Origin of the sequence: Pseudomonas sp. MSSRFD41 (assembly GCF_014230245.1) — a bacterium.
Lineage (GTDB): Bacteria > Pseudomonadota > Gammaproteobacteria > Pseudomonadales > Pseudomonadaceae > Aquipseudomonas > Aquipseudomonas piscis.
The window spans coordinates 183506-203917 of the sequence record NZ_JACKZK010000005.1; the positions used below are offsets into that span (position 1 = coordinate 183506).

Consider the following 20412-nt stretch of genomic DNA (forward strand, 5'->3'; position numbering starts at 1 on the left):
CGGAGAACCACACTATGAGCACAGAGGGCGCTTCGAGCCCGAGCCGCTTGCTACCAAGCCTGCTCGGGATCTTGCTGCTGCTAATGGGCCTGGCCTTGCTGGCCGGGGGGATCAAGCTGAGCATGCTCGGCGGCTCGCTGTACTACGTCCTGGCCGGTATCGGCCTGACGCTGACCGGCCTGCTGTTGCTGGCCGGCAAACGCGCGGCACTGGGCCTGTATGCGCTGGTGCTGTTCGCCAGCACCCTCTGGTCGCTGTGGGAAATCGGCCTGGACTGGTGGCAACTGGTACCGCGCCTGTCGTTGTGGTTCGCCCTGGGCGTGGTCCTGCTGCTGCCCTGGTTCCGTCGCCCACTGCTGCGTGATGGCCCGGCCCCCATGGGCACCGCCGCCCTGAGCGTGGCCGTGGTCCTGGCGGGTGGCGCCGCCATCGGCAGCCAGTTCACCAACCCCGGGGAAATCTCCGGCGACCTGGGCCGCGACAGCGCGGACATGGCCAGTACCGCACCGGCCATACCGGATGGCGACTGGCAGGCCTACGGCCGTACCGAATTCGGGGACCGCTACTCGCCGCTCAAGCAGATCACTCCGGCCAACCTGGGCAAGCTGCAGGAAGCCTGGCGCATCCGCACCGGCGACATGCCGACCGCCAAGGACCCGGTGGAAATCACCAACCAGAACACTCCGCTCAAGGCCAACGGCATGCTCTATGCCTGCACCGCCCACAGCAAGGTACTGGCGCTGGACCCGGATACCGGCAAGGAAATCTGGCGTTTCGACCCGCAGATCCAAGGCCCCAACGGTGACGACTTCCGTGGCTGGGCCCACATGACCTGCCGTGGCGTGTCGTACTACGACGAAGCCAACTACCAGAACTCCGACGCCATCAGCCGTCCGGCACCGCTGTCCCCCGCCGGCCAGGCCATCGCCACCAGTTGCCCACGCCGCCTGTTCCTGCCAACCGCCGACGCGCGCCTGATCGCCATCAACGCCGACACCGGCAAGGTCTGCGAAGACTTCGGCAACAAGGGCGCCGTGGACCTCAAGGCCGGCATCGGCCCGTTCACTCCCGGTGGCTACTACTCCACCTCGCCGGCGGCCATCACCCGCAACCTGGTGATCATCGGCGGTCACGTGACCGATAACGAGTCGACCAACGAGCCGTCCGGGGTCATCCGTGCCTTCGACGTGCACGACGGCCACCTGGTCTGGAACTGGGACTCGGGCAACCCCGACGAAACCACGCCGCTGCCTGAAGGCAAGACCTACACTCGCAACTCGCCGAACATGTGGTCCCTGGCCAGCGTCGACGAGAAACTGGGCCTGGTCTACCTGCCACTGGGCAACCAGATGCCCGACCAATGGGGCGGCAACCGCAGCGCGGGCGCCGAGAAGTTCAGCGCCGGCACCGTGGCCCTGGATATCGATACCGGCAAGCTGCGCTGGAACTACCAGTTCACCCACCACGACCTGTGGGACATGGACGTGGGCAGCCAGCCAACCCTGCTGGACATGAAGACCGCGGACGGCATCAAGCCGGCGCTGATCCAGCCGACCAAGCAAGGCAGCCTGTATGTGCTGGACCGTCGCGACGGCACCCCGATCGTGCCGATCCGCGAGATCCCGGCGCCGACCGGTGCCGTGGAAGGCGACCATACCGCGCCGACCCAGGCTCGCTCGGACCTGAACCTGCTGAACCCGCCACTGGATGAAAAAGCCATGTGGGGCGCCACTCCGTTCGACCAGATGCTGTGCCGCATCCAGTTCAAGGAGCTGCGCTATGACGGCCAGTACACCCCGCCATCGGTGCAGGGCAGCCTGGTCTATCCGGGTAACGTCGGCGTGTTCAACTGGGGCAGCGTCTCGCTGGATCCGGTACGCCAGCTGCTGTTCACCAGTCCGAACTACATGGCCTTCGTGTCCAAGCTGGTGCCGCGCGCCGAAGTGGCCGCCGGCAGCAAGCGCGAAAGCGAGACCTCGGGCGTACAACCCAACACCGGCGCTCCTTATGCGGTGATCATGCATCCGTTCATGTCGCCGCTCGGCGTGCCTTGCCAGGCGCCGGCCTGGGGCTACGTCGCCGGCATCGACCTGACCACCAACAAGGTGGTGTGGAAGCACAAGAACGGCACCAGCCGTGACAGCTCGCCGATCCCGATCGGCCTGCCGATGGGCGTACCGAGCATGGGCGGTTCCATGGTCACCGCCGGCGGCGTGGGCTTCCTCAGCGGCACCCTGGACCAGTACATCCGTGGCTATGACGTGAAGAACGGCAAGGAGCTGTGGAAATCCCGCCTGCCAGCCGGCGGCCAGGCCACGCCGATGAGCTACACCGGCAAGGATGGCAAGCAGTACGTGCTGGTGGTCGTGGGCGGCCACGGCTCCCTGGGCACCAAGATGGGCGACTACATCATTGCCTACAAACTGTCGGAATAACCCCTGACAGCAACTGAAAAGGCGGCTACCTGCGGGTAGCCGCCTTTTTTTGTGCTCGCCCTCACATGCCTTCGTGTAACGGCTGCCACCGAGTCAGAGCTGCTTCGTGTAGCCGCTGCCGCAGGCTGCGTAGGGCCGCGCAGCGGACGCAGACACAGGAAGGCCCTACGGGCCTTGGCGCAGCCTCACAAGCTCGGCAGCGGCTACGGCCATGGGTTTTGAAAAGTCCTACAGCTCACAGAGAACAGCATCACCTTGTTCCCTGCGACCACCTGCCTTTAAGGTCGGCAGGATCACCGGGCAGGCCCCAGGCAATGGACGACGACACCCCACACTCCCCCAGGCGCTTCATGCCCCTCACCAGCAACGACTACGACATCCCCGCCCTGCTGGTGGACACCCAGGCCCCGCTGGATGCCCTGCACGAAGCGGCCATCCACCGTATCCGTGCCGCGACCCAGCTGCTGGAAAGCATCGCCAGCCAGGACCACCTCGGTGGCAATCCGCAATTACTCCAGGACTTCGCCCAACTGTGCGTCATCCCCTTGCGTGATGGCTGCGACTTGCTGGATGTACTGGGCCGCCGCCTGCAGGAACAACTGGCCGATTGACCCTGCAAACCTGCGTAATTGCAAAGGGACATTAGCCCATCTGTGCTAATCGACCCTCCCCCTCCCCCGACGCTATAGTTTTGGCCAACCACCTCGTTCCCACCACCACCGCCGTCCTGCGGTGCGGGGGACGGCTGCGCCGTGGAAAGAAACTACAACACCAAGGAAGCGTCATCATGAAACTCCATCCCAACGTCCGTTCCTTCACCCTGCTCAGCGGCCTGGTAGTCGCGCTCGCCGGCTGCGCCGTCGCCAGCCCCAGCAACGACGACCTGAAGAACCGCGCCCAACTCACCATCGGCAAGAACGTGACCAGCGTCTCGAATGTACGCAGCGACAACAGCCAGACCTACTTCACCGCCAACACCAGCGCCGGTGGCTACAACTGCGTGCTGGCCTCCGGCGGCATGGTTGCCTTTGCCAGCATGGGCGGGGTGATCTCGATGCCCGCCGAGTGCAACAAGGAATAAAGCGACCATCCCGGAAACTCGCGACGAGCCCCGACACAGGGCTATGCCGCGCGAACGCACGACTCCCTGCAAAGGTCCCTCCGTCATGACATCCCGCCTAATCATGGTCACCGGTACGGTGCTGCTCGCCTGTGCCCTGAGCGCCTGCGCCCCGCGCCAGGGACGAACCCTGGACGAATACCCATCGGTGAAGATCCCCACCGTGCAATACCCCGACGTCCCCTTCGACACCCAGGCCGCACGCGCGGCCCTGCAACCGGGCACGGCCACCCTCACCGGCAAGTTCTGCATCGTCGGCAACGACGGCATCGAGGACAGCCGCGACGTCAAGATCTATCTCTACCCGGTCACCCCGCACCTGCAGGCCTGGCACAAGTTGCGCGCGTCCCAACCCGAAGGCGCACCGGTGAGCATGGTCCCCGAGGCCGTGGCCGTGCACCGGGTGACCCGCACCGACGGCAACGGCATCTTCCAGTTCACCGGCCTGCAACCGGGCCGGTACTTCGTCCAGGGCCAGGACATGGTGTACGGCACCAGCCGCTGGAACGAGTACGTGGGCACTGGCCAGAGCAACACCAACTATGGGCCGGTGACCACTCACTACTACACCGAGCGCAGCTCGATCTCTTCGTACTCGGGCATGCTGGATGACTTCGTCGAACTCGCCAGTGGCGAGAACAAGAAGCTGACCATGACCAACTACCCCCTGCTCATCCCATGCCGGACCTGGTAGCGGCTCCTGCCACCGCGCTCTTTTGAGGGGCCGCCATCGGCGTCTCGCGCAGGGCGCGCAAGGTGGCGCGCAGTTCCACCGGCCGCACTGGCTTGGACAGGATGGCGATGTTGCGATCGTGCAGCGCGGCATGGATCTTCTCGACATCGTGGCCGGTGATGATCAGCGCCGGCACTTCCCAGCCCCGCTGCTGGCGGATGTTATCGATGCACTCGATGCCCGAGAGCCGAGTGCCCAGGTCATAGTCGGCGACGATGATGTCGCAATCGGTGACCAGCTCCTCGGCCGAGGCCTCGGCCTGGACCACGCAGCCCCAGCGCTCCAGCAGTGCCGAAGTCGCCAGCAGCACGTTGCGGTCATCCTCCACCAGGCACACCCGCAATCCGCTCAGCAGGCCGTTCTGCAACGCCTCGTCGTGGCGCCGCAACTGCTGCGGCGCGGCCGGTTGCAGGCCCGACAGGGTCACGCTGGTGCCATGGCCGACCCGCGAGCGCAGGCGCACCTCCAGGTCCACCAGATGCCCCAGGCGCTTGACGATGGACAACCCCAGGCCCACGCCTTCGACGTCCTTGTCGCGCAACTGGCGGACCCGGTAGAACTCTTCGAAGATCCGCGGCAGGTGCTCTTCGGCGATGCCCCGCCCACGGTCGTGGATCTCGATGGCCAGGCCCTGGCCACGGCGGCGCACGCCAATCAGCACGGGTCCCTGCGGCGCATACTTGAAGCAGTTGGACAAAACGTTCTGCACCATGGTCGCCAGCAACCCGGGATCGATGCGTACCCAGTGGTTGCACGGCCGCAGCCGCAGCTCGACCCCGGCCCAGCGCGCCGCCTCGGCGTTCTGCCGTATCAGGTCACGCAGCAACTGCCCCAGGTGCACGGTTTCGTGCTTGGGTTGCACACGCCCGTTGTCCAGGGTGTAGAGATCCAGGATGGAGCGGAACAACTGCGACACGTTGAGCAGCGAACGGTCGATGTTGTCCACCAGGCGCCGCTCCTCCTGGCCGAGGTTGGCCTCGCGCAGGCAGGCAGTGAACAGGCCGATGGAGTGGATCGGCTGGCGCAGGTCATGGCTGGCCTGGGCCAGGAAACGCGATTTTTCCAGGTTGGCGGCAATGGCTTGCTCGGAGGCGAGTCGGGTGCGCTTGAGCAGGATATGGGCATAGATCGGGATCACGGTACTGGTGACCATCAGCATCAGCACCATGTAGGGGTGGCTTCGCCAGTACGGGGTCAGCAGGTAGACCATGAACAACGCGAACAGCGCCAGGACGGTGGCGATGGCCAGGTAGCGCGAACCGAAGCGCATGCCGTTGCCCAGGTTGACCCAGACCATCACCGCATAGATGGGCAGGGCGCCCTCGCCACCCACCACCAGGCCGAAGCAGGTGCCGGTGTAGTCGTAGATGATCCCCAGGATTCGCCGGGCCGGGTAATGCCCCGGCCAGCGGGCGATGGCCATGCGCAGCCCGATGGATACCAGGGTGAAGACGATGATGTAGATGATCACCGGCAGGTAGGTGTCGAAATCCTGCCCCGGCAGGCAACTGGTGATGATCACGTAGACCAGCGCGCAACTGGCGACGATGATGCGCAACGTGGCCTGGTCGAGCTCACTGTCCTTTTCGACTTTCATGCAACCGACTCCTTGTTCGGGACACCGGCACGGTGCCTCGCTGGCAATACGTGGTATCGGACACGACCAGCGGGCAGGTACAGTGCCGACCTGCCAAGGTAGCATGGCCCCAGGACTGATTGTTTCAAGGAGCTTCAAGACATGACATGCAGGATCATCGTCGCCGACGACCATCCCCTGTTTCGCGAGGGCATGCTGCGCACCGTCCAGCGCCTGCTGCCCGAGGCGGTCCTCGAAGAAGCCGGCGACCTGGCGGCCGTGCAGGCCCTGGCCGGCAATGGCGAGGAGCCGGACTCGCTGATCCTCGACCTGCGCTTTCCCGGGCTGACCTCGGTGAGCATGATCGCCGAGTTGCGCCGGCAACTGCCCAGGACCTCGATCATCGTGGTGTCGATGGTCGACAATCAGGACCTGATCAGTGAAGTCATGGCCGCCGGCGCCGACGGTTTCATCGGCAAGAACATCTGCCCCGAGGAAATCGCCCAGGCGATCCTCGACATCCGCCAGGGCGAGGTGGTGGTCAAGTACGCGCCCTCCGGCCTGCTGCTGCCCCTGGATGCCTGCACCGAACTCAGCGCCCTCACCACCCGTCAGCAGGAAGTGCTGCGCCTGATCGCCCAGGGCAAGACCAACAAGGAAATCGCCCGGGAACTGGACATCTCGCCGTTCACCGTGCGCATCCACGTCTCGTCGCTGCTGCACGCCCTGAAGGTGCCCTCCCGGGCCGCGGCGGCAGTGAAGTTCGCCGGCAACGGCTGAACCGCCCATTGCCCCACCGACCCGATGTGCCCAGGCCTGGCGGCTACGCTGGAGAAAACATGCACACCGCAGTACCCGAAGACATGCTCGAACAATTGCAACGCTGGATCGGCGACAGCGAATCCACCAACTGGAACGAATACATCACCGAGCATGTGGGCAAGGGCGTGCTGCGGGCCTTTACCCCAACGCAATGGCAACGCCTTGACGCGATGCTCCTGGATCAGCCCGAGTACTGGCAGCAACGCTGCGCCGCCGCCCTGGGGGAACTGCGCAGCCCGCAAGCCATCGAGCTGCTGAAACGCCTGCTGGAAGAGTCGCCGTACCTGGATGTGCGGATCATGGCGATCTATGAACTGGACTGGGCGGAAATAGTCATCGAACGACGCTATGCATTGCCCGTCCGCGAGGTCATGGCCCAGCTCCCCGAAGACCAGGTCGAACCCGAGCTGCACAGCCTGCTGGCCAAGGCCGAGACCGCTCCCTGTTGATCCGCCGGGCGATGGCAGAGTCAGCCCCCGGCCTTCAGCTCGAGACCCGTGCCTTGAGCAACCAGCGTTCGAAGGCTTCGGTAATCAGCGGTCGGCTGATCAGGTAACCCTGTACGGTATCGCACCCCCAGTTCTCCAGCAGCCTCAGGCAATGCTCGAACTCCACCCCCTCGGCCACCACCTTGAGCCCCAGCTTGTGGCTCATTTCAATGGTCGAGCGCACGATCACCGCATCCCCACTGGTTTCGTCCAGATTACGGATGAACGACTGGTCGATCTTCAGCTCCTGCACCGGCAGGCGCTGCAATTGCGCCAGGGACGAGTAGCCGGTGCCGAAGTCATCCACCGACAGGCTGATGCCACAGCCACGCAGGCGCTGGAGTACCGCCAGGGATTCTTCCGGATGACGCATGATGGCGCTTTCGGTGATCTCGAAGACCAGTTGCTCGGCCACCACCTGATAACGGTCCAGGCACTGGCTGACCCGGTCCACCAGGCCGCTGTCTTCCAGATCCCGGGCCGAAATGTTCAATGACAGGCGCACCGGCAGGGCCCGGCGATTCCATTCGGCCAACTGGCGGATGCAGGCCTCGATGACCCAGGTCGTCAGGCTGTGCATGCTGCCGGTACGCTCGGCCAGGGGAATGAATTCCGCCGGGGGCACCACGCCGAACACCGGGTGCTGCCAGCGCAACAGGGCTTCGGCCTGGTGCAGGTAATCCCGGCGCAGGTCCAGTTTGGGCTGGAACAACAGGAACAGCTCGCCCTCGGCGGCGGCACGTCGCAAGTCTCGAATCAGGCTGATCTGCCGCTGATGGGCCAGGTCGCGGTCCTGCTGGTAGACCTGCAGGTAACCCGGCTTGAGCGAGGCGTCGTGGCGGGCGATGGCCGCACGGCTGATCAGCTCTTCGGCCGACTGGCCATCGGCCGGGTACACCGCCACCCCCACGCAGATCTGCAATCTGACTTCATCGCCCTGGATCAGCTGCGGCCGGCTGAGCAGGCCATGGAGCCGGTCGGCCATGGCGATGGCGCCAGTGAGCTCGGTGTTCTCCAGCAACAGCAGGAACTCGCTGGAGGTGATGCGCGCCGCCGTATCGCCCTGGGACAACACTTCCCGCAAGCGCCAGCTGAGCTCGCCCAACATCTGCTCCAGGCCTTCGGCACCGAAGCCTTCGTTGATCGCCCGGTAATTGTCGATCCCCAGGTACAGCAGCACCACGTTGCGCCGCTCGGCAATGGCCTTGCTCAAACGCTCGATGGCCAGGACCCGGTTGGGCAACCCGGTCAGTGGGTCGTGCAGGGCGTTATGGGCCAGTTGTCGCTCGCGGGTGGCGATGGCGCTCTGCATCGCGTTGAAGGCATCGGTCAGCACTCCGAACTCATCGCTGCGCTTGATCGCTACCGGCGCCTGGTAATTGCCGGAACCGATGCGCCGGGCCGCCTGGGCCAGGTCCTCCAGAGGCCGGGCCACCCAGCGCGCCATCAACAAGGCGCAGAACAGCGATGCGATTAGCGCCACGCCGGCGATCCACAAGAACTCCCGGTCCAACGGTGCGAAGGCTTCCAGGGCCTGCTCCATGGGGCTCTGCAGCAGGGCCATGACCCGTGGGTCGCCTTCGCCGTCGGTATTGGCCAATTGCAGCGCCTGGTTGAGGAAGCGCTGACCATGGAGTTCGCTCAACTGCGGCAACGGTTGCCACAACGAGTCATGCAAGATGTTGATGATGGCCGACCAGAACACCTCCGGCTGGGTGCTGAACAACTCGCCGGAGCGTTGTCCGTCCACCGCCAGGAACGAGACCTCGAGGTTGCTCATCGAGCGCAGTTCCTGGGCGAAGGACTCGTCCATGGGAAACCCCATGACCACCCGGGCGATCGGCAACGGCTCGAGCACTTCACCCTGGACCAGCAGGTAGGGCCGGTCCTGGATCGCCACCAGCAGCATGTGGATGTCGTGGCGCAGGGCCCGACGCAACGCCTGGTCATAGGGGAAGGCCTGGTCGCGACCGATGGCTGGCAGGGTACTGGCGATGACCCGGCCTTCCGGGGACAGGACGAACATCTCGCTGGAGCGAATGCCACCCCGGTGCTGGGCCAGGGCCGCGAGGATATCCACCGGCCTGCCGCTGATCACCGCGCGGCGAAACTCGGCATCCCCCACCAGCCAGTCGATGCCGTATTGCAGGTTGCGCCCGCGAGAATCCAGCAAACGTTCGAAGACCCGGGTGCCGGTCTTCAACTGCAATTGCGCCTGGCGCTCCACCGCCTGGGTAGTGGCGGCCTTGACCGCGAAATACACCGCGGCGATCAGCACCAGGAGCAACAGTGCCAGTACCCCGACGATCCTTGCCTGGAAGGTTCGACGCCACCTCATGAGGCTGCTCTCGACAACTCCGGTTGCCGGCAGGATCCAGGAAACGACAATGCGGCTAGCTGCCGCCGGGCGCTGAAAAATCCGTTCTTCATACCCATCCCTCTGAGAAGCTGAACATGGCCGTCAAATAAATGGCGTTCTTGTTCCGACAATCCGGAGCGTCGACTCAATGTGCGAATAATAGAAGATCGCGCAGTGAAACCGCTGAGCTTTAAGTCATTTTATTGACAATCGATATCAGAAAATTACTTCAAGCTATCTCATCGATTCCACCACAAGGCTAGGAAACAGCGCCATGAGCCAGGGCAAACCTACCCTGCAACACGCCTGGGCGTGGCAACTTGCATCAGCAATGATGACCGCCGCCTACGGAAAAAAGCTGTAACCCTTGCCCCATTGAAACCCGCCATGACCCGCCCCATCTAACCCTGCATAGCCCATCGTGCAGGAGCCTCCATGAGCGATCAGCAAGAATTCCCCGAAGATCCGCGTGACTACGTCGAGCCGGATGCAACCGAACATCCGGTCGCCCATGGCACCGACCTGGCGCTGCCGGGGCAAAGGCTTCCGGACAAGGTCTACATCATCCCGATCCACAATCGGCCGTTCTTCCCGGCCCAGGTCCTGCCGGTCATCGTCAATGAAGAGCCCTGGGCCGAGACCCTGGAGTTGGTGAGCAAGTCCGAGCATCACTCCCTGGCCCTGTTCTTCATGGATACACCCCAGGAAGACCCACGACATTTCGACACTTCGGCGCTGCCGGAGTACGGCACCCTGGTCAAGGTCCACCACGCCAGCCGTGAGAACGGCAAGCTGCAATTCGTCGCCCAGGGCCTGACCCGGGTGCGGATACGCACCTGGCTCAAGCACCATCGCCCGCCTTACCTGGTGGAAGTCGAATACCCGCGCCAGCCCGCCGAGCCCACCGACGAAGTCAAGGCCTACGGCATGGCGCTGATCAACGCGATCAAGGAACTGCTGCCGCTCAACCCGCTGTACAGCGAAGAGTTGAAGAACTACCTCAATCGCTTCAGCCCCAACGATCCATCGCCGCTGACCGACTTCGCCGCCGCCCTGACCTCCGCCACCGGCAACGAGTTGCAGGAAGTGCTCGACTGCGTGCCCATGCTCAAGCGCATGGAGAAAGTCCTGCCGATGCTGCGCAAGGAAGTGGAAGTCGCACGGCTGCAGAAAGAAATTTCCGCCGAGGTCAACCGCAAGATCGGCGAGCATCAGCGCGAGTTCTTCCTCAAGGAACAGCTCAAGGTGATCCAGCAGGAACTGGGGCTGACCAAGGACGATCGCAGCGCCGACCTGGAACAGTTCGAGCAGCGCCTGCAGGGCAAGGTCCTGCCACCCCAGGCGCAGAAACGCATCACCGAGGAAATGAACAAGCTGTCGATCCTCGAGACCGGCTCGCCGGAATATGCGGTCACCCGCAACTACCTGGAATGGGCCACCGCCGTGCCTTGGGGCATCTATGGCCAGGACAAGCTCGACCTCAAGCACGCGCGCAAAGTGCTGGACCAGCACCACGCTGGCCTGGACGACATCAAGAACCGCATCCTCGAGTTCCTCGCGGTGGGTGCGTACAAGGGCGAGATCAGCGGCTCCATCGTGCTGCTGGTGGGTCCGCCCGGCGTGGGCAAGACCAGCGTCGGCAAATCCATCGCCGAATCCCTGGGCCGCCCCTTCTACCGCTTCAGCGTCGGCGGCATGCGCGATGAGGCCGAGATCAAGGGCCACCGCCGCACCTACATCGGCGCCCAGCCGGGCAAGCTGGTGCAGGCCCTGAAGGAAGTGGAGGTGATGAACCCGGTGATCATGCTCGACGAGATCGACAAGATGGGCCAGAGCTACCAGGGCGATCCGGCCTCGGCACTGCTGGAGACCCTCGACCCGGAGCAGAACGTCGACTTCCTCGACCACTACCTGGACCTGCGCATGGACCTGTCCAAAGTGCTGTTCGTGTGCACCGCCAACACCTTGGACTCGATCCCCGGGCCGCTGCTGGACCGCATGGAAGTGATTCGCCTGTCGGGTTACATCACCGAGGAAAAACTCGCCATCGCCAAGCGCCACCTATGGCCCAAGCAACTGGCGAAGGCCGGGGTGGCCAAGGCCAGCCTGGGCATCAGCGACAGCGCCCTGCGCACGGTGATCGACAGCTATGCCCGGGAAGCCGGGGTGCGCCAGCTGGAGAAGCAACTGGGCAAGCTGGTGCGCAAGGCCGTGGTGCGGCTGCTGGACGAACCCGACGCCCGTATCAAGATCGGCCCCAAGGACCTGGAGGCGTCCCTGGGCATGGCGGTGTTCCGCAACGAACAGGTGCTCAGTGGCGTCGGGGTCATCACCGGGCTGGCCTGGACCAGCATGGGCGGGGCGACCCTGCCCATCGAGGCCACGCGCATTCATACCCACAACCGCGGCTTCAAGCTCACCGGCCAGCTGGGCGATGTGATGAAGGAGTCGGCGGAAATCGCCTACAGCTACGTCAGCTCGCACCTCAAGCAGTTCGGTGGCGACAGCAAGTTCTTCGACGAAGCCTTCGTCCACTTGCACGTACCCGAGGGCGCCACGCCCAAGGATGGCCCCAGCGCCGGGGTGACCATGGCCAGCGCCCTGCTGTCCCTGGCTCGTAACCAGCCACCGAAGAAAGGGGTGGCCATGACCGGCGAGCTGACGCTCACCGGCCACGTGCTGCCCATTGGCGGGGTACGCGAGAAGGTGATTGCCGCGCGCCGGCAGAAGATCCACGAGCTGATCCTGCCGGAGCCCAACCGTGGGCACTTCGAGGAACTGCCGGACTACCTCAAGGAAGGCCTCACCGTGCATTTCGCCAAGCGCTTCGCCGACGTGGCCAAGGTACTGTTCTAACCCGGGCCCTGCAGGAGCGGGGCTTGCCCGCGACGAAAACGACGCACGGTACCTGACGTACCGCGTCGTCGTTCATCGCGAAGCAGCTTCGTTCCTGCAACCGCCCAGCCCCGCCACACATTTCTCCATCTTCAGTTATGCTCGCCGTTCGTCGTGAATGATCGGAGCTTCCTGACCCATGCCCGCCAACCGCCTGCTTATCTTGCTCAGCGTTGCCCTGCTGGCCGCCTGCGCGAGCCAACCCAAGCAAAACGTCACCGTGGAAAACCAGAGTGAGTGCCCGCTGCAGCTGCACAACGGCCAGAACTTGATCGTCACCCTGCCGAGCAACCCCACCACGGGCTATCGCTGGGCGATCCAGGACTCGGCGGGCGGCATCCTGCGCAAGGTCAGCCCGGAGGTCTACAGCAATCCGGATGACACCGGCCTGGTCGGCAGCGGCGGCTTCTCCACCTGGCGTTTCCAGGCCTTCGCCAACGGCACGGGCCGCCTGCTGCTGACCTACCAGCAGCCCTGGGCGCCGGAGGAAGCGCCGGTCAAGGCCTTCGACTGCTCGATCACGGTCAATTGACATGGGCTGGCTAATCCTTGCGCTGATGGGCGCCGCGACCTTCATCTACGGCACCGCCATACATGCCACCCTGCTCTGCCTGCTGGTCAAGCCCCTGCCGGTACTGGCCCTGCTGGGCTGGCTGCACGATGCGCCCTCGGGGGACTACCGGCGCTGGATCATCATCGGCCTGCTGTTCTCGGTGCTGGGGGACATCCTGCTGGCCTGGCCCATGGACCTGTTCGTGTTCGGCCTGGGCGCCTTCCTGGTGGCCCACCTGGCCTACCTCAAGGCCTACCTGAGCGACTGCCGGCGCCTGGCGCCGCTGCCACTGCTGCTGGCCCTGGCCATCGGCGTGGCGTTGCTGAGCGTGCTGATCGCCCATGGCCTGGGGCCGCTGCTGGTGCCGGTGATCGTCTATGCCCTGACCATCAGCGCCATGCTCTGGCGGGCCCTGGCGCGGCTGGGCACGGCGGTGCCCAAGCGTTCGGCGGCCCTGGCCGCGCTCGGTGCCTTGAGCTTCGCCTTCTCCGACAGCCTGATCGGCCTGAGCCGCTTCGTCGCCGCCTTCGATGCCGCGCCCTACCTGATCATCATCTTCTACTGGCTGGGCCAGTGGGGCATCGCCGCTTCGGCCTTCAGCCAGAAGCCGCGCTAGCCCCGGGATGGGCGACACCCATTGTCGCCCTAGCCTTCCCAGGCCTTATCGCAGCCAGCCACAGCGGCTACAATGCCGCCCCTCTTTTTTATCGCCATCGCTGGAACCGCCGTGAGCAAAGAACCCGACCGCCTATTCGCCCAGCCCCTGGCCCAGGTGCCCGACTTCGCCTTCAACGAAGACGTGGTGCGGGTCTTCCCGGACATGATCAAGCGCTCGGTACCCGGCTACCCGACCATCGTCGAGAACCTCGGGGTCCTGGCGGCGCAGTTCGCCCAGCCCCACAGCGTGCTCTACGACCTCGGGGCGTCCCTCGGGGCGGTGACCCAGGCCTTGCGTCGCCATGTGCGCAGCGATGGCTGCCGGGTGATCGCCGTGGACAACTCGGCGGCCATGGTCGAGCGCTGCCGGGAATACCTCAACGGCCAGGACTCGATGTTCCAGGAGCTTTTGCCCGTGCAAGTGGTGGAGGGCGATATCCTGGCCCTGGAGTTCCAGCCGGCCTCGGTGGTGGCGATGAACTTCACTTTGCAGTTCATCGCCCCTGAACAGCGCCAGGCCTTGCTGACGCGCATCCGCCAGGCACTGCTGCCCGGCGGCGCGCTGATCCTCTCGGAAAAGCTGCGCTTCAACGACGTCCAGGAACATGAGCTGCTCACCGACCTGCACGTCGCCTTCAAGCGCGCCAATGGCTACAGCGAACTGGAGATTGCCCAGAAGCGCAGCGCCATCGAGAACGTCATGAAGCCCGACAGCCTCGAGGAACACCGCGAACGCCTGCTGGCCGCCGGCTTCTCGAAAGTCGTGCCCTGGTTCCAATGCCTTAATTTCGCTTCGTTGATTGCCCTGCCATGATCGATCTGTCCCCCCTGGCCCGCCATCTGGTGGGCACTCCCCTGGCCGTCTGGGCCCAGGGCCTGCAAGCGCAACTCGATGCCAAGATGGAAAAGGGCCATGGCGACCTGGCCCGCTGGCAGAGCGCGCTGGACGCCCTGCCGGACGTGCGCCCCAGTGAAATCGACTTGCTCAATGGCCTGGTCCTGGACAGCGACTGCGACGCCGCGACCCGCGAGCGGATGCGCACTGCCCTGATGGGCCTGAGCCCCTGGCGCAAGGGCCCGTTCGACCTGTTCGGCGTGCATGTGGACACCGAGTGGCGCTCGGACTGGAAGTGGTCGCGGGTCGCGCCACACCTTGACCTGCACGGCAAGCGCATCCTCGATGTCGGTTGCGGCAACGGCTACTACATGTGGCGCATGCTCGGCGCTGGCGCCGACAGCGTGATCGGCGTCGATCCGAACTGGCTGTTCTTCTGCCAGTTCCAGGCCGTACAACGCTACCTGGAACAACCCAAGGCCTGGCACCTGCCGTTCCCGTTCGAGGACCTGCCGCCGAACCTCGAGGGTTTCGACACCGTGTTCTCCATGGGCGTGTTCTACCATCGCCGCTCGCCCATCGAGCACCTGCTGGCGCTCAAGGACTGCCTGGTCAAGGGGGGTGAACTGGTGTTGGAGACCCTGGTGGTCGAAGGCGACCAGCAGCAGGTGCTGGTGCCGCAAGACCGTTACGCGCAGATGCGCAACGTGTGGTTCCTGCCATCGGTGCCGGCCCTGGAACTGTGGCTGCGCCGCGCCGGGTTCAGCGACGTGCGCTGCGTGGACGTCAACCTGACCAGCGTGCAGGAACAGCGGGCCACCGAGTGGATGAAGTACCAGTCCCTGAGCGACTTCCTCGATCCCGCCGACCACCGCAAGACCATCGAAGGCCTGCCGGCGCCGATGCGCGCCGTGATCGTCGCCAGGAAATGAAGCCCGCGCATCCGTAGGATGCGAGGCTGGCCCTCTATAGCGATATCGAACACCACACCCGGTTCAAGGTGAGCATGCCCGGGCTGGCGTCATCGCGAGCAAGCTTCGCTCCTGCAGGGGGGTGTTCAGTCGCGGCTGGCCCGCCGTGCCTTGAAGAACTCGCTGAGCACCGTGCCGCACTCCTCGGCCAGCACCCCACCTTCGTACAGCACCCGGTGGTTGAGAAAGCCCTGGGTGAAAAACTGCCCCTGGCTCTGCACGATGCCCGCCTTGGGCTCCAAGGCGCCGTAGACCACCCGCGCGATGCGCGAATGGACGATCAGCCCGGCACACATGCTGCAGGGCTCCAGGGTGACGTACAGGGTACTGCCCGGCAGGCGGTAGTTGCTCACTGCCTGGGCCGCGGCGCGAATGGCCACCATCTCGGCATGGGCGCTGGGGTCGCTACCGCTGATCGGGCAGTTGTAGCCGCGACCGATGACCTGCCCATCGAGCACCAGCACCGCACCCACGGGAACCTCCCCGAGGGCGGCCCCTTGGGCAGCCAGGGCCAGGGCCTCGCGCATGAACGCCTGGTCGCGGCTGCGATCGATGATCGGTGCCGGGCGAATCTGGCGCATCACACCACCTCGATCGCGGCCATCAGGCCGGTTTCCATGTGGTCGATCACATGGCAGTGGAACATCCAGGTGCCCGGGTTATCGGCCACCAGCGCCACCTGGGCGCGTTCGTTCTTGCCCAGCAGGTAGGTGTCGGTGAACCAGGGCTCGACGATCTGGCGGCGATTGGAAGCGATCACCTTGAAGCTCATGCCGTGCAGGTGGATAGGGTGCTGGTACTGGGTCATGTTCTTGAGCTCGAAGATGTAGCTCTTGCCCTTCTTCAAGGTGGCGATCGGACGATCGGCGCAGGTCTTGTCGGTGATGTCCCAGGCCTGGCCGTTGATCTGCCACAGGCTCGGCGGCTTGCCGTTCTCGGTGTTCACCGAGACCTTGCCGGCCCACTCGAAATTGAAGTTGAGCTTCTCGGCCTTTTCCAGGTCCGGCTCGGCGATGGGGTTGGCCGGCAGCGCCTTGGGCCAGTCGCCGGGGGCTTCGCTGCTGGCCACCGAACGCAGGGTGCCCAGGCGCACGAAGCCATCGCGCAGGGAGATTTCCTCGCCGGCCTCGGGAATGCGGATGGCCAGGCAGATGCGCATGCCCGGGCCGAGCCAGTAGTCGTCGTCCAGCGGGCGCGGGGTGATCGGGTTGCCGTCGAGGGCATAGATCATCGCCTCGCAGTTGCCCTTGAGGTTGAGGCGATAGGTCCAGGTGTTGTCCAGGTTCAGCAGGCGCACCCGCACCACCTGCCCGGCCGGCAGCTCGGTCACCGCCTCGGCCTGGCCGTTGATGGTGATCAGGCGTCCCGCGGTGCCATTGCGTGCGGCCTCGCGCGGTACGCTGAAGGGCATCCAGGCGCCCTGCTCGTCCACGTGCCAGGTCTTCAGGCTCAGGGTGCGCTCATGCTTGAAGCCGGTCGGCTCGCGCTCCTCGACGATCAGTGGGCCGACTAGGCCCCGACCCAGTTCCTCGGAACTGCTGACATGGGGGTGGTACCAGTAGCTGCCGGCATCCGGCACGCGGAACTTGTAGTCGAAGAACTCGCCCGGCTTGACCGGCAGCTGCGAGACGTAGGGCACGCCGTCCATTTCCAGCGGCAGGCGGATGCCGTGCCAATGAATGGTGGTTTCCACCGGCAGGTGGTTGATGAAGCGCACCCGCAACCAGGTGCCCTGGCGGACCCGCAATTCGGTGCCCGGCGCCGACGGCCCGAAGGCCCAGGCCTGGGTCTTGAAACCCGCTACCAGCTCGACATCCAGCGGGGCGGCGATCAACTCGTAGTCGTGCCCGGCATTGTCGTCCGCGACCTTGCCCAGCCAGTAACGCGACGCACCGCCGGCGCCCACGCCAACCACCACCAGACCGGCCAGACCACCGAGTATTTGTCGACGGGTAAAGGACATGGACTCAACTACCTCACGTATCTGCCGCGGGCCCGGGCCCGCAAAAAGGCGAATACGATACACCCGCAGTTGAGAAACAGTAAGGCCGGCGCGGCGACGGGACGCAGATGCAGGGCCGTGGTTGCGCTCAGCCCTGCAGCCCCAGCAACAGATGCACCACCCCGCCTGCCAGGGGCATCACCGCCGGCACTCCAGCCTTGGCCAGGGCAGTGCTGTCGAGCAAGTGCGGGTCATGCAGCTCCAGGCGCAACCGGGTCAGGGCCAGCCATTGCTGGCTCTTGATATTGGCAGGTCCGCCCAATGCCGCCAGCGTCGATTCATCCAGGGCATGACCGCCAGCCTTGGGCGCTTTCGGCTGGTCGGGCACCAGGTCCGGAGTCAGGGCTTTCCAGAACGCCCGCTGTAGTTTCTCGAACATCTTCAGTTCTCCAGGACCGGTGAGTGAGCGGCAAGCGGTTGGCGATGCAGGCATTCACGCACCTGGGCAGCATCCTCCAGATTAACGATGTGCGCGGCCAGCGCCTGGCACTGGGCCAGGTCCAGCTCCCGCACCCGGGCCTTGATGGCCGGGATCAGCGGCACGCTCACCGACAACTCATCCACCCCCAGGCCCAGCAACAGCGGCACCGCCAGGGTTTCAGAAGCCAGCGCACCGCACACACCGACCCACTTGCCGTGGGCATGGGCGGCCTGGACCGTGGTGGCGATCAGGCGCAGCACCGCCGGGTGGAAACTGTCAGCCTGGCTGGCCAGGCGCGGATGGTCGCGGTCCATGGCCAGGGTGTACTGGGTCAGGTCGTTGGTGCCGATGGAAAAGAAATCCACTTCCGGGGCGAAGCGATCCGCCAGCAACGCTGCCGACGGCACCTCGACCATGATCCCCTGCCGGGGTGATTGCGCCAGCCCCAGGGCCTGGACCTCCTGCTCCAGCCACTGGCGCGCCTGGCGCAGCTCCGCGAGCTGGCTGACCATCGGCAACATGATGTGCAGGCGGGCCTGCCCGGCGCTGGCCAGGATCGCCCGGAATTGCTCCCGTAGCAGTTCCGGACGCGCCAGGCACAGGCGAATGCCGCGCAGGCCGAGAAAGGGGTTGGCCTCGCTGTCCATCGGCACATAGGCCAGGGGTTTGTCGCCGCCCACATCCAGGGTGCGCACCACCAGGTTGCGTTCGGGCCCCAGGGCCTGGGCGATGGCCCGATAGGTGGCTGCCTGTTCCTGCGGGCTCGGCGCCTGGGTACGGTCCTGGTAGAGAAACTCCGAACGCAACAGGCCGACACCATCGCCCCCCAGGCTGACGGCCTGCTCGGCCTCCGCCAGGCAGGCAATGTTGGCCGTGACCTCAAGGTGATGACCATCGAGGGTCACCGCCGGCAGCGCCGCCTGGGCCAGGTCCCGGTGCTGGCGCTGGCGTTGTTGTTCGCGCTGGGCATCCAGTTGCCGCAGCAATTGCGGGTCAGGGTCCGAGTGCAGTTCGCCACGATCGGCATCCAGCAGTACCGGCGTACCGTCGGCCAGGGACAGCACCTGGGGCGACAGGCCACAGAGCGCCGGCAACCCCAGGGCTCGGGCCAGGATCGCCACATGGCTGGTGGCGCCACCGCCCACGGTGACAAAACCCAGCACCCGGGTGGTATCCAGGCTTGCGGTTTGCGAAGGGGTCAATTGCTCGGCCACCAGGATGGCCTGGTCCGGCAGGTCCAGGGCCTGTTCCCGCACGCCAAGAATCAGCTCCAGTACCCGCTGGCCAACATCCGCCAGATCCACCGCACGCTCGGCCAAGAGGCTGCTGCCCAGGCTTTGGAACAGCTCGGCGGTGACCTCGATGGCGCTGTTCCAGGCAAAGGCGGCGCTCTTGCCGCTGGCGATCAGCGACTCGGCCTGCTCCAGCAGGCTCGGGTCGTCCAGCAACTCCTGGTGCGCGCGGAAGATGTTCTGTTGCGCTTCACCCGGGGCATCGTCCCGCAGCCGTTGCAGGGCACTGGCCGCCTGGCGCAGGGCCCGCGCCAGGGCTTGGCGCTCCTGCTGCGGACGGGTTGCCTGTTCAATGATTTGCAAGCGCGGCGGCGCCACTTGCCGCACCTGGCCGAAGGCCGAGCCCGGTGAAGCACAGACCCCGCGCAGGATGGCCCCTGGCACATCATCCGATACAGCTGGGGATACGGCTTTGGGCAGCGCAGCGACCGGCTCCCCACAGCCGGAGGCCAGCAGCGCCACCAGGGCCTGGATCGCCTGCTCGGCATCCGTGCCCACGGCACTGACCTGCAAGGCATCGCCCTGGACCGTCTGCAAGGCCATGATCGATACCAGGGACTTGGCGTTGGCCGTATCGCTGCGCCGGTGCAGGCAAATGTTCGCGGCAAAACCCTTGGCAGCCTGGGCCAGCAGGGCCGCCGGACGCGCATGCAGGCCCTGGGGATTGCCCAGGATCAGCGGCTCGGAAAACAGCGCCTCGCCCTCGGCAGCAGGGGCCTGCGCAGGGGCCTGGGCAGCCAGGTCAAGCTGTAGCAGCGGCTGGCCCTGTTCCACCAACCGGCGCTCATCCACCAGTGCGCTCACCGGCTCGCTGCTGACCACCAGCATCAGGGTCAGCAGGCTGCGGGCATGCAGGGCCAGGTAGTCGGCATCGAACTCGATCAGCGCCTGTCCCGCCGCCACCTGCTGGCCTTCGTGGACCAGGCAGGTGAATCCCTTGCCCGCCAGGTTCACCGTGTCCAGCCCGATGTGCATCAGCACCTGCTGGCCCTGCTCGCCGGTAATGCTCACCGCATGGCCACTGTGCTGCAGGTTGCTGACCATTCCGGACAGGGGCGCGCAGAGGGTCTGGGAGGTCGGGTCGATGCACATGCCGTCGCCGATCGCCCGGCTGGAAAACACCGGGTCCGGCACCTGTTCCAGGGGCAGCAGCAGCCCGGACAGGGGCGCGAGCAATTGCAAGGGTTGGGTTATGGCCATGACGTCACCTGCTGTTGATTCCTTGAAATGCCGATGGGGCGCGAGCCCCGGGA

17 protein-coding genes are annotated in these 20412 nt (G+C 65.3%); 11 read left to right on the plus strand and 6 right to left on the minus strand.

Annotation, left to right across the window (positions count from 1 at the left end):
* The first annotated feature begins 14 nt into the window (after positions 1-14).
* The 4 genes from H7A76_RS11185 to H7A76_RS11200 all read left to right on the plus strand — a co-directional run bounded on the left by H7A76_RS11185 (position 15) and on the right by H7A76_RS11200 (position 4249).
* Positions 15-2435, plus strand: a complete 2421-nt coding sequence (locus tag H7A76_RS11185) for a glucose/quinate/shikimate family membrane-bound PQQ-dependent dehydrogenase (protein WP_185698531.1) — start codon at positions 15-17, stop codon at positions 2433-2435.
* Between the two features lie 314 nt (positions 2436-2749).
* Positions 2750-3046, plus strand: a complete 297-nt coding sequence (locus H7A76_RS11190) for a hypothetical protein (protein WP_185698532.1) — start codon at positions 2750-2752, stop codon at positions 3044-3046.
* 176 nt (positions 3047-3222) lie between these two features.
* Positions 3223-3516 carry a hypothetical protein gene (locus tag H7A76_RS11195; protein ID WP_185698533.1) on the plus strand — a complete coding sequence of 98 codons (294 nt, stop codon included), beginning with the start codon at positions 3223-3225 and terminating at the stop codon, positions 3514-3516.
* 85 nt (positions 3517-3601) lie between these two features.
* Positions 3602-4249, plus strand: coding sequence for a carboxypeptidase-like regulatory domain-containing protein (locus H7A76_RS11200; protein ID WP_185698534.1), 648 nt, complete (start codon positions 3602-3604; stop codon positions 4247-4249).
* On the opposite strand, the gene H7A76_RS11205 is transcribed toward H7A76_RS11200, so the two are convergent.
* Positions 4227-5885: a hybrid sensor histidine kinase/response regulator gene (locus H7A76_RS11205; protein ID WP_185698535.1), complete on the minus strand. Its 1659-nt coding sequence runs from the start codon at positions 5883-5885 to the stop codon at positions 4227-4229. The genes H7A76_RS11200 and H7A76_RS11205 overlap by 23 nt on opposite strands.
* Before the next feature lie 141 nt (positions 5886-6026).
* Here H7A76_RS11205 and H7A76_RS11210 point away from each other — a divergent pair, with 141 nt between their 5' ends.
* Together H7A76_RS11210 and H7A76_RS11215 are read left to right on the plus strand one after the other, a co-directional pair.
* On the plus strand, positions 6027-6644 hold the full coding sequence (locus H7A76_RS11210) for a LuxR C-terminal-related transcriptional regulator (protein ID WP_185698536.1): 618 nt from the start codon (positions 6027-6029) through the stop codon (positions 6642-6644).
* Between the two features lie 59 nt (positions 6645-6703).
* Positions 6704-7135 carry a HEAT repeat domain-containing protein gene (locus H7A76_RS11215; RefSeq protein WP_185698537.1) on the plus strand — a complete coding sequence of 144 codons (432 nt, stop codon included), beginning with the start codon at positions 6704-6706 and terminating at the stop codon, positions 7133-7135.
* A gap of 34 nt (positions 7136-7169) precedes the next feature.
* Here H7A76_RS11215 and H7A76_RS11220 read toward each other — a convergent pair whose 3' ends face one another.
* On the minus strand, positions 7170-9512 hold the full coding sequence (locus H7A76_RS11220; protein ID WP_185698538.1) for a putative bifunctional diguanylate cyclase/phosphodiesterase: 2343 nt from the start codon (positions 9510-9512) through the stop codon (positions 7170-7172).
* 456 nt (positions 9513-9968) lie between these two features.
* On the opposite strand from H7A76_RS11220, the gene lon reads away from it, so the two are divergent.
* The 5 genes from lon (at position 9969) to cmoB (ending at position 15405) form a co-directional block, all read left to right on the plus strand.
* Positions 9969-12389: an endopeptidase La gene (gene lon / locus H7A76_RS11225; RefSeq protein WP_260497946.1), complete on the plus strand. Its 2421-nt coding sequence runs from the start codon at positions 9969-9971 to the stop codon at positions 12387-12389.
* Between the two features lie 178 nt (positions 12390-12567).
* Complete coding sequence (locus H7A76_RS11230) at positions 12568-12960, plus strand: protease inhibitor I42 family protein (protein WP_185698539.1); 393 nt, start codon at positions 12568-12570, stop codon at positions 12958-12960.
* 1 nt (position 12961) lies between these two features.
* Complete coding sequence (locus H7A76_RS11235; RefSeq protein WP_185698540.1) at positions 12962-13597, plus strand: lysoplasmalogenase; 636 nt, start codon at positions 12962-12964, stop codon at positions 13595-13597.
* Between the two features lie 111 nt (positions 13598-13708).
* The gene (gene cmoA / locus H7A76_RS11240) at positions 13709-14452 is read left to right on the plus strand and encodes a carboxy-S-adenosyl-L-methionine synthase CmoA (protein WP_022640667.1); all 744 of its coding nucleotides are present in this window, start codon (positions 13709-13711) and stop codon (positions 14450-14452) included.
* Positions 14449-15405 (plus strand): tRNA 5-methoxyuridine(34)/uridine 5-oxyacetic acid(34) synthase CmoB, encoded by a 957-nt coding sequence (gene cmoB, locus H7A76_RS11245; protein ID WP_185698541.1) that lies wholly within the window; start codon positions 14449-14451, stop codon positions 15403-15405. The genes cmoA and cmoB overlap by 4 nt, the downstream gene beginning before the upstream one ends.
* Before the next feature lie 125 nt (positions 15406-15530).
* On the opposite strand, the gene tadA is transcribed toward cmoB, so the two are convergent.
* The 4 genes from tadA to ptsP form a co-directional block, all read right to left on the minus strand.
* Positions 15531-16025: a tRNA adenosine(34) deaminase TadA gene (tadA, locus tag H7A76_RS11250; RefSeq protein WP_185698542.1), complete on the minus strand. Its 495-nt coding sequence runs from the start codon at positions 16023-16025 to the stop codon at positions 15531-15533.
* Positions 16025-17407 (minus strand): multicopper oxidase family protein, encoded by a 1383-nt coding sequence (locus H7A76_RS11255; RefSeq protein WP_185698543.1) that lies wholly within the window; start codon positions 17405-17407, stop codon positions 16025-16027. Before H7A76_RS11255 ends, tadA begins: the two co-directional genes overlap by 1 nt.
* 127 nt (positions 17408-17534) lie before the next feature.
* A complete protein-coding gene (locus H7A76_RS11260) occupies positions 17535-17825 on the minus strand; it encodes a PTS transporter subunit EIIB (protein ID WP_185698544.1) in 291 nt (96 codons plus the stop codon).
* A 2-nt stretch (positions 17826-17827) separates the two neighbouring features.
* Positions 17828-20359 carry a phosphoenolpyruvate--protein phosphotransferase gene (gene ptsP, locus H7A76_RS11265; RefSeq protein ID WP_185698545.1) on the minus strand — a complete coding sequence of 844 codons (2532 nt, stop codon included), beginning with the start codon at positions 20357-20359 and terminating at the stop codon, positions 17828-17830.
* Positions 20360-20412: the final 53 nt, after the last annotated feature.

Coding starts and splice junctions, on each gene's coding strand:
- H7A76_RS11185 (WP_185698531.1), top strand. CDS start 15: ATGAGCACAGAGGGCGCTTCGAGCCCGAGCCGCTTGCTACCAAGCCTG.
- H7A76_RS11190 (WP_185698532.1), top strand. CDS start 2,750: ATGGACGACGACACCCCACACTCCCCCAGGCGCTTCATGCCCCTCACC.
- H7A76_RS11195 (WP_185698533.1), top strand. CDS start 3,223: ATGAAACTCCATCCCAACGTCCGTTCCTTCACCCTGCTCAGCGGCCTG.
- H7A76_RS11200 (WP_185698534.1), top strand. CDS start 3,602: ATGACATCCCGCCTAATCATGGTCACCGGTACGGTGCTGCTCGCCTGT.
- H7A76_RS11205 (WP_185698535.1), bottom strand. CDS start 5,885: ATGAAAGTCGAAAAGGACAGTGAGCTCGACCAGGCCACGTTGCGCATC.
- H7A76_RS11210 (WP_185698536.1), top strand. CDS start 6,027: ATGACATGCAGGATCATCGTCGCCGACGACCATCCCCTGTTTCGCGAG.
- H7A76_RS11215 (WP_185698537.1), top strand. CDS start 6,704: ATGCACACCGCAGTACCCGAAGACATGCTCGAACAATTGCAACGCTGG.
- H7A76_RS11220 (WP_185698538.1), bottom strand. CDS start 9,512: ATGAGGTGGCGTCGAACCTTCCAGGCAAGGATCGTCGGGGTACTGGCA.
- lon (WP_260497946.1), top strand. CDS start 9,969: ATGAGCGATCAGCAAGAATTCCCCGAAGATCCGCGTGACTACGTCGAG.
- H7A76_RS11230 (WP_185698539.1), top strand. CDS start 12,568: ATGCCCGCCAACCGCCTGCTTATCTTGCTCAGCGTTGCCCTGCTGGCC.
- H7A76_RS11235 (WP_185698540.1), top strand. CDS start 12,962: ATGGGCTGGCTAATCCTTGCGCTGATGGGCGCCGCGACCTTCATCTAC.
- cmoB (WP_185698541.1), top strand. CDS start 14,449: ATGATCGATCTGTCCCCCCTGGCCCGCCATCTGGTGGGCACTCCCCTG.
- tadA (WP_185698542.1), bottom strand. CDS start 16,025: ATGCGCCAGATTCGCCCGGCACCGATCATCGATCGCAGCCGCGACCAG.
- H7A76_RS11255 (WP_185698543.1), bottom strand. CDS start 17,407: ATGTCCTTTACCCGTCGACAAATACTCGGTGGTCTGGCCGGTCTGGTG.
- H7A76_RS11260 (WP_185698544.1), bottom strand. CDS start 17,825: ATGTTCGAGAAACTACAGCGGGCGTTCTGGAAAGCCCTGACTCCGGAC.
- ptsP (WP_185698545.1), bottom strand. CDS start 20,359: ATGGCCATAACCCAACCCTTGCAATTGCTCGCGCCCCTGTCCGGGCTG.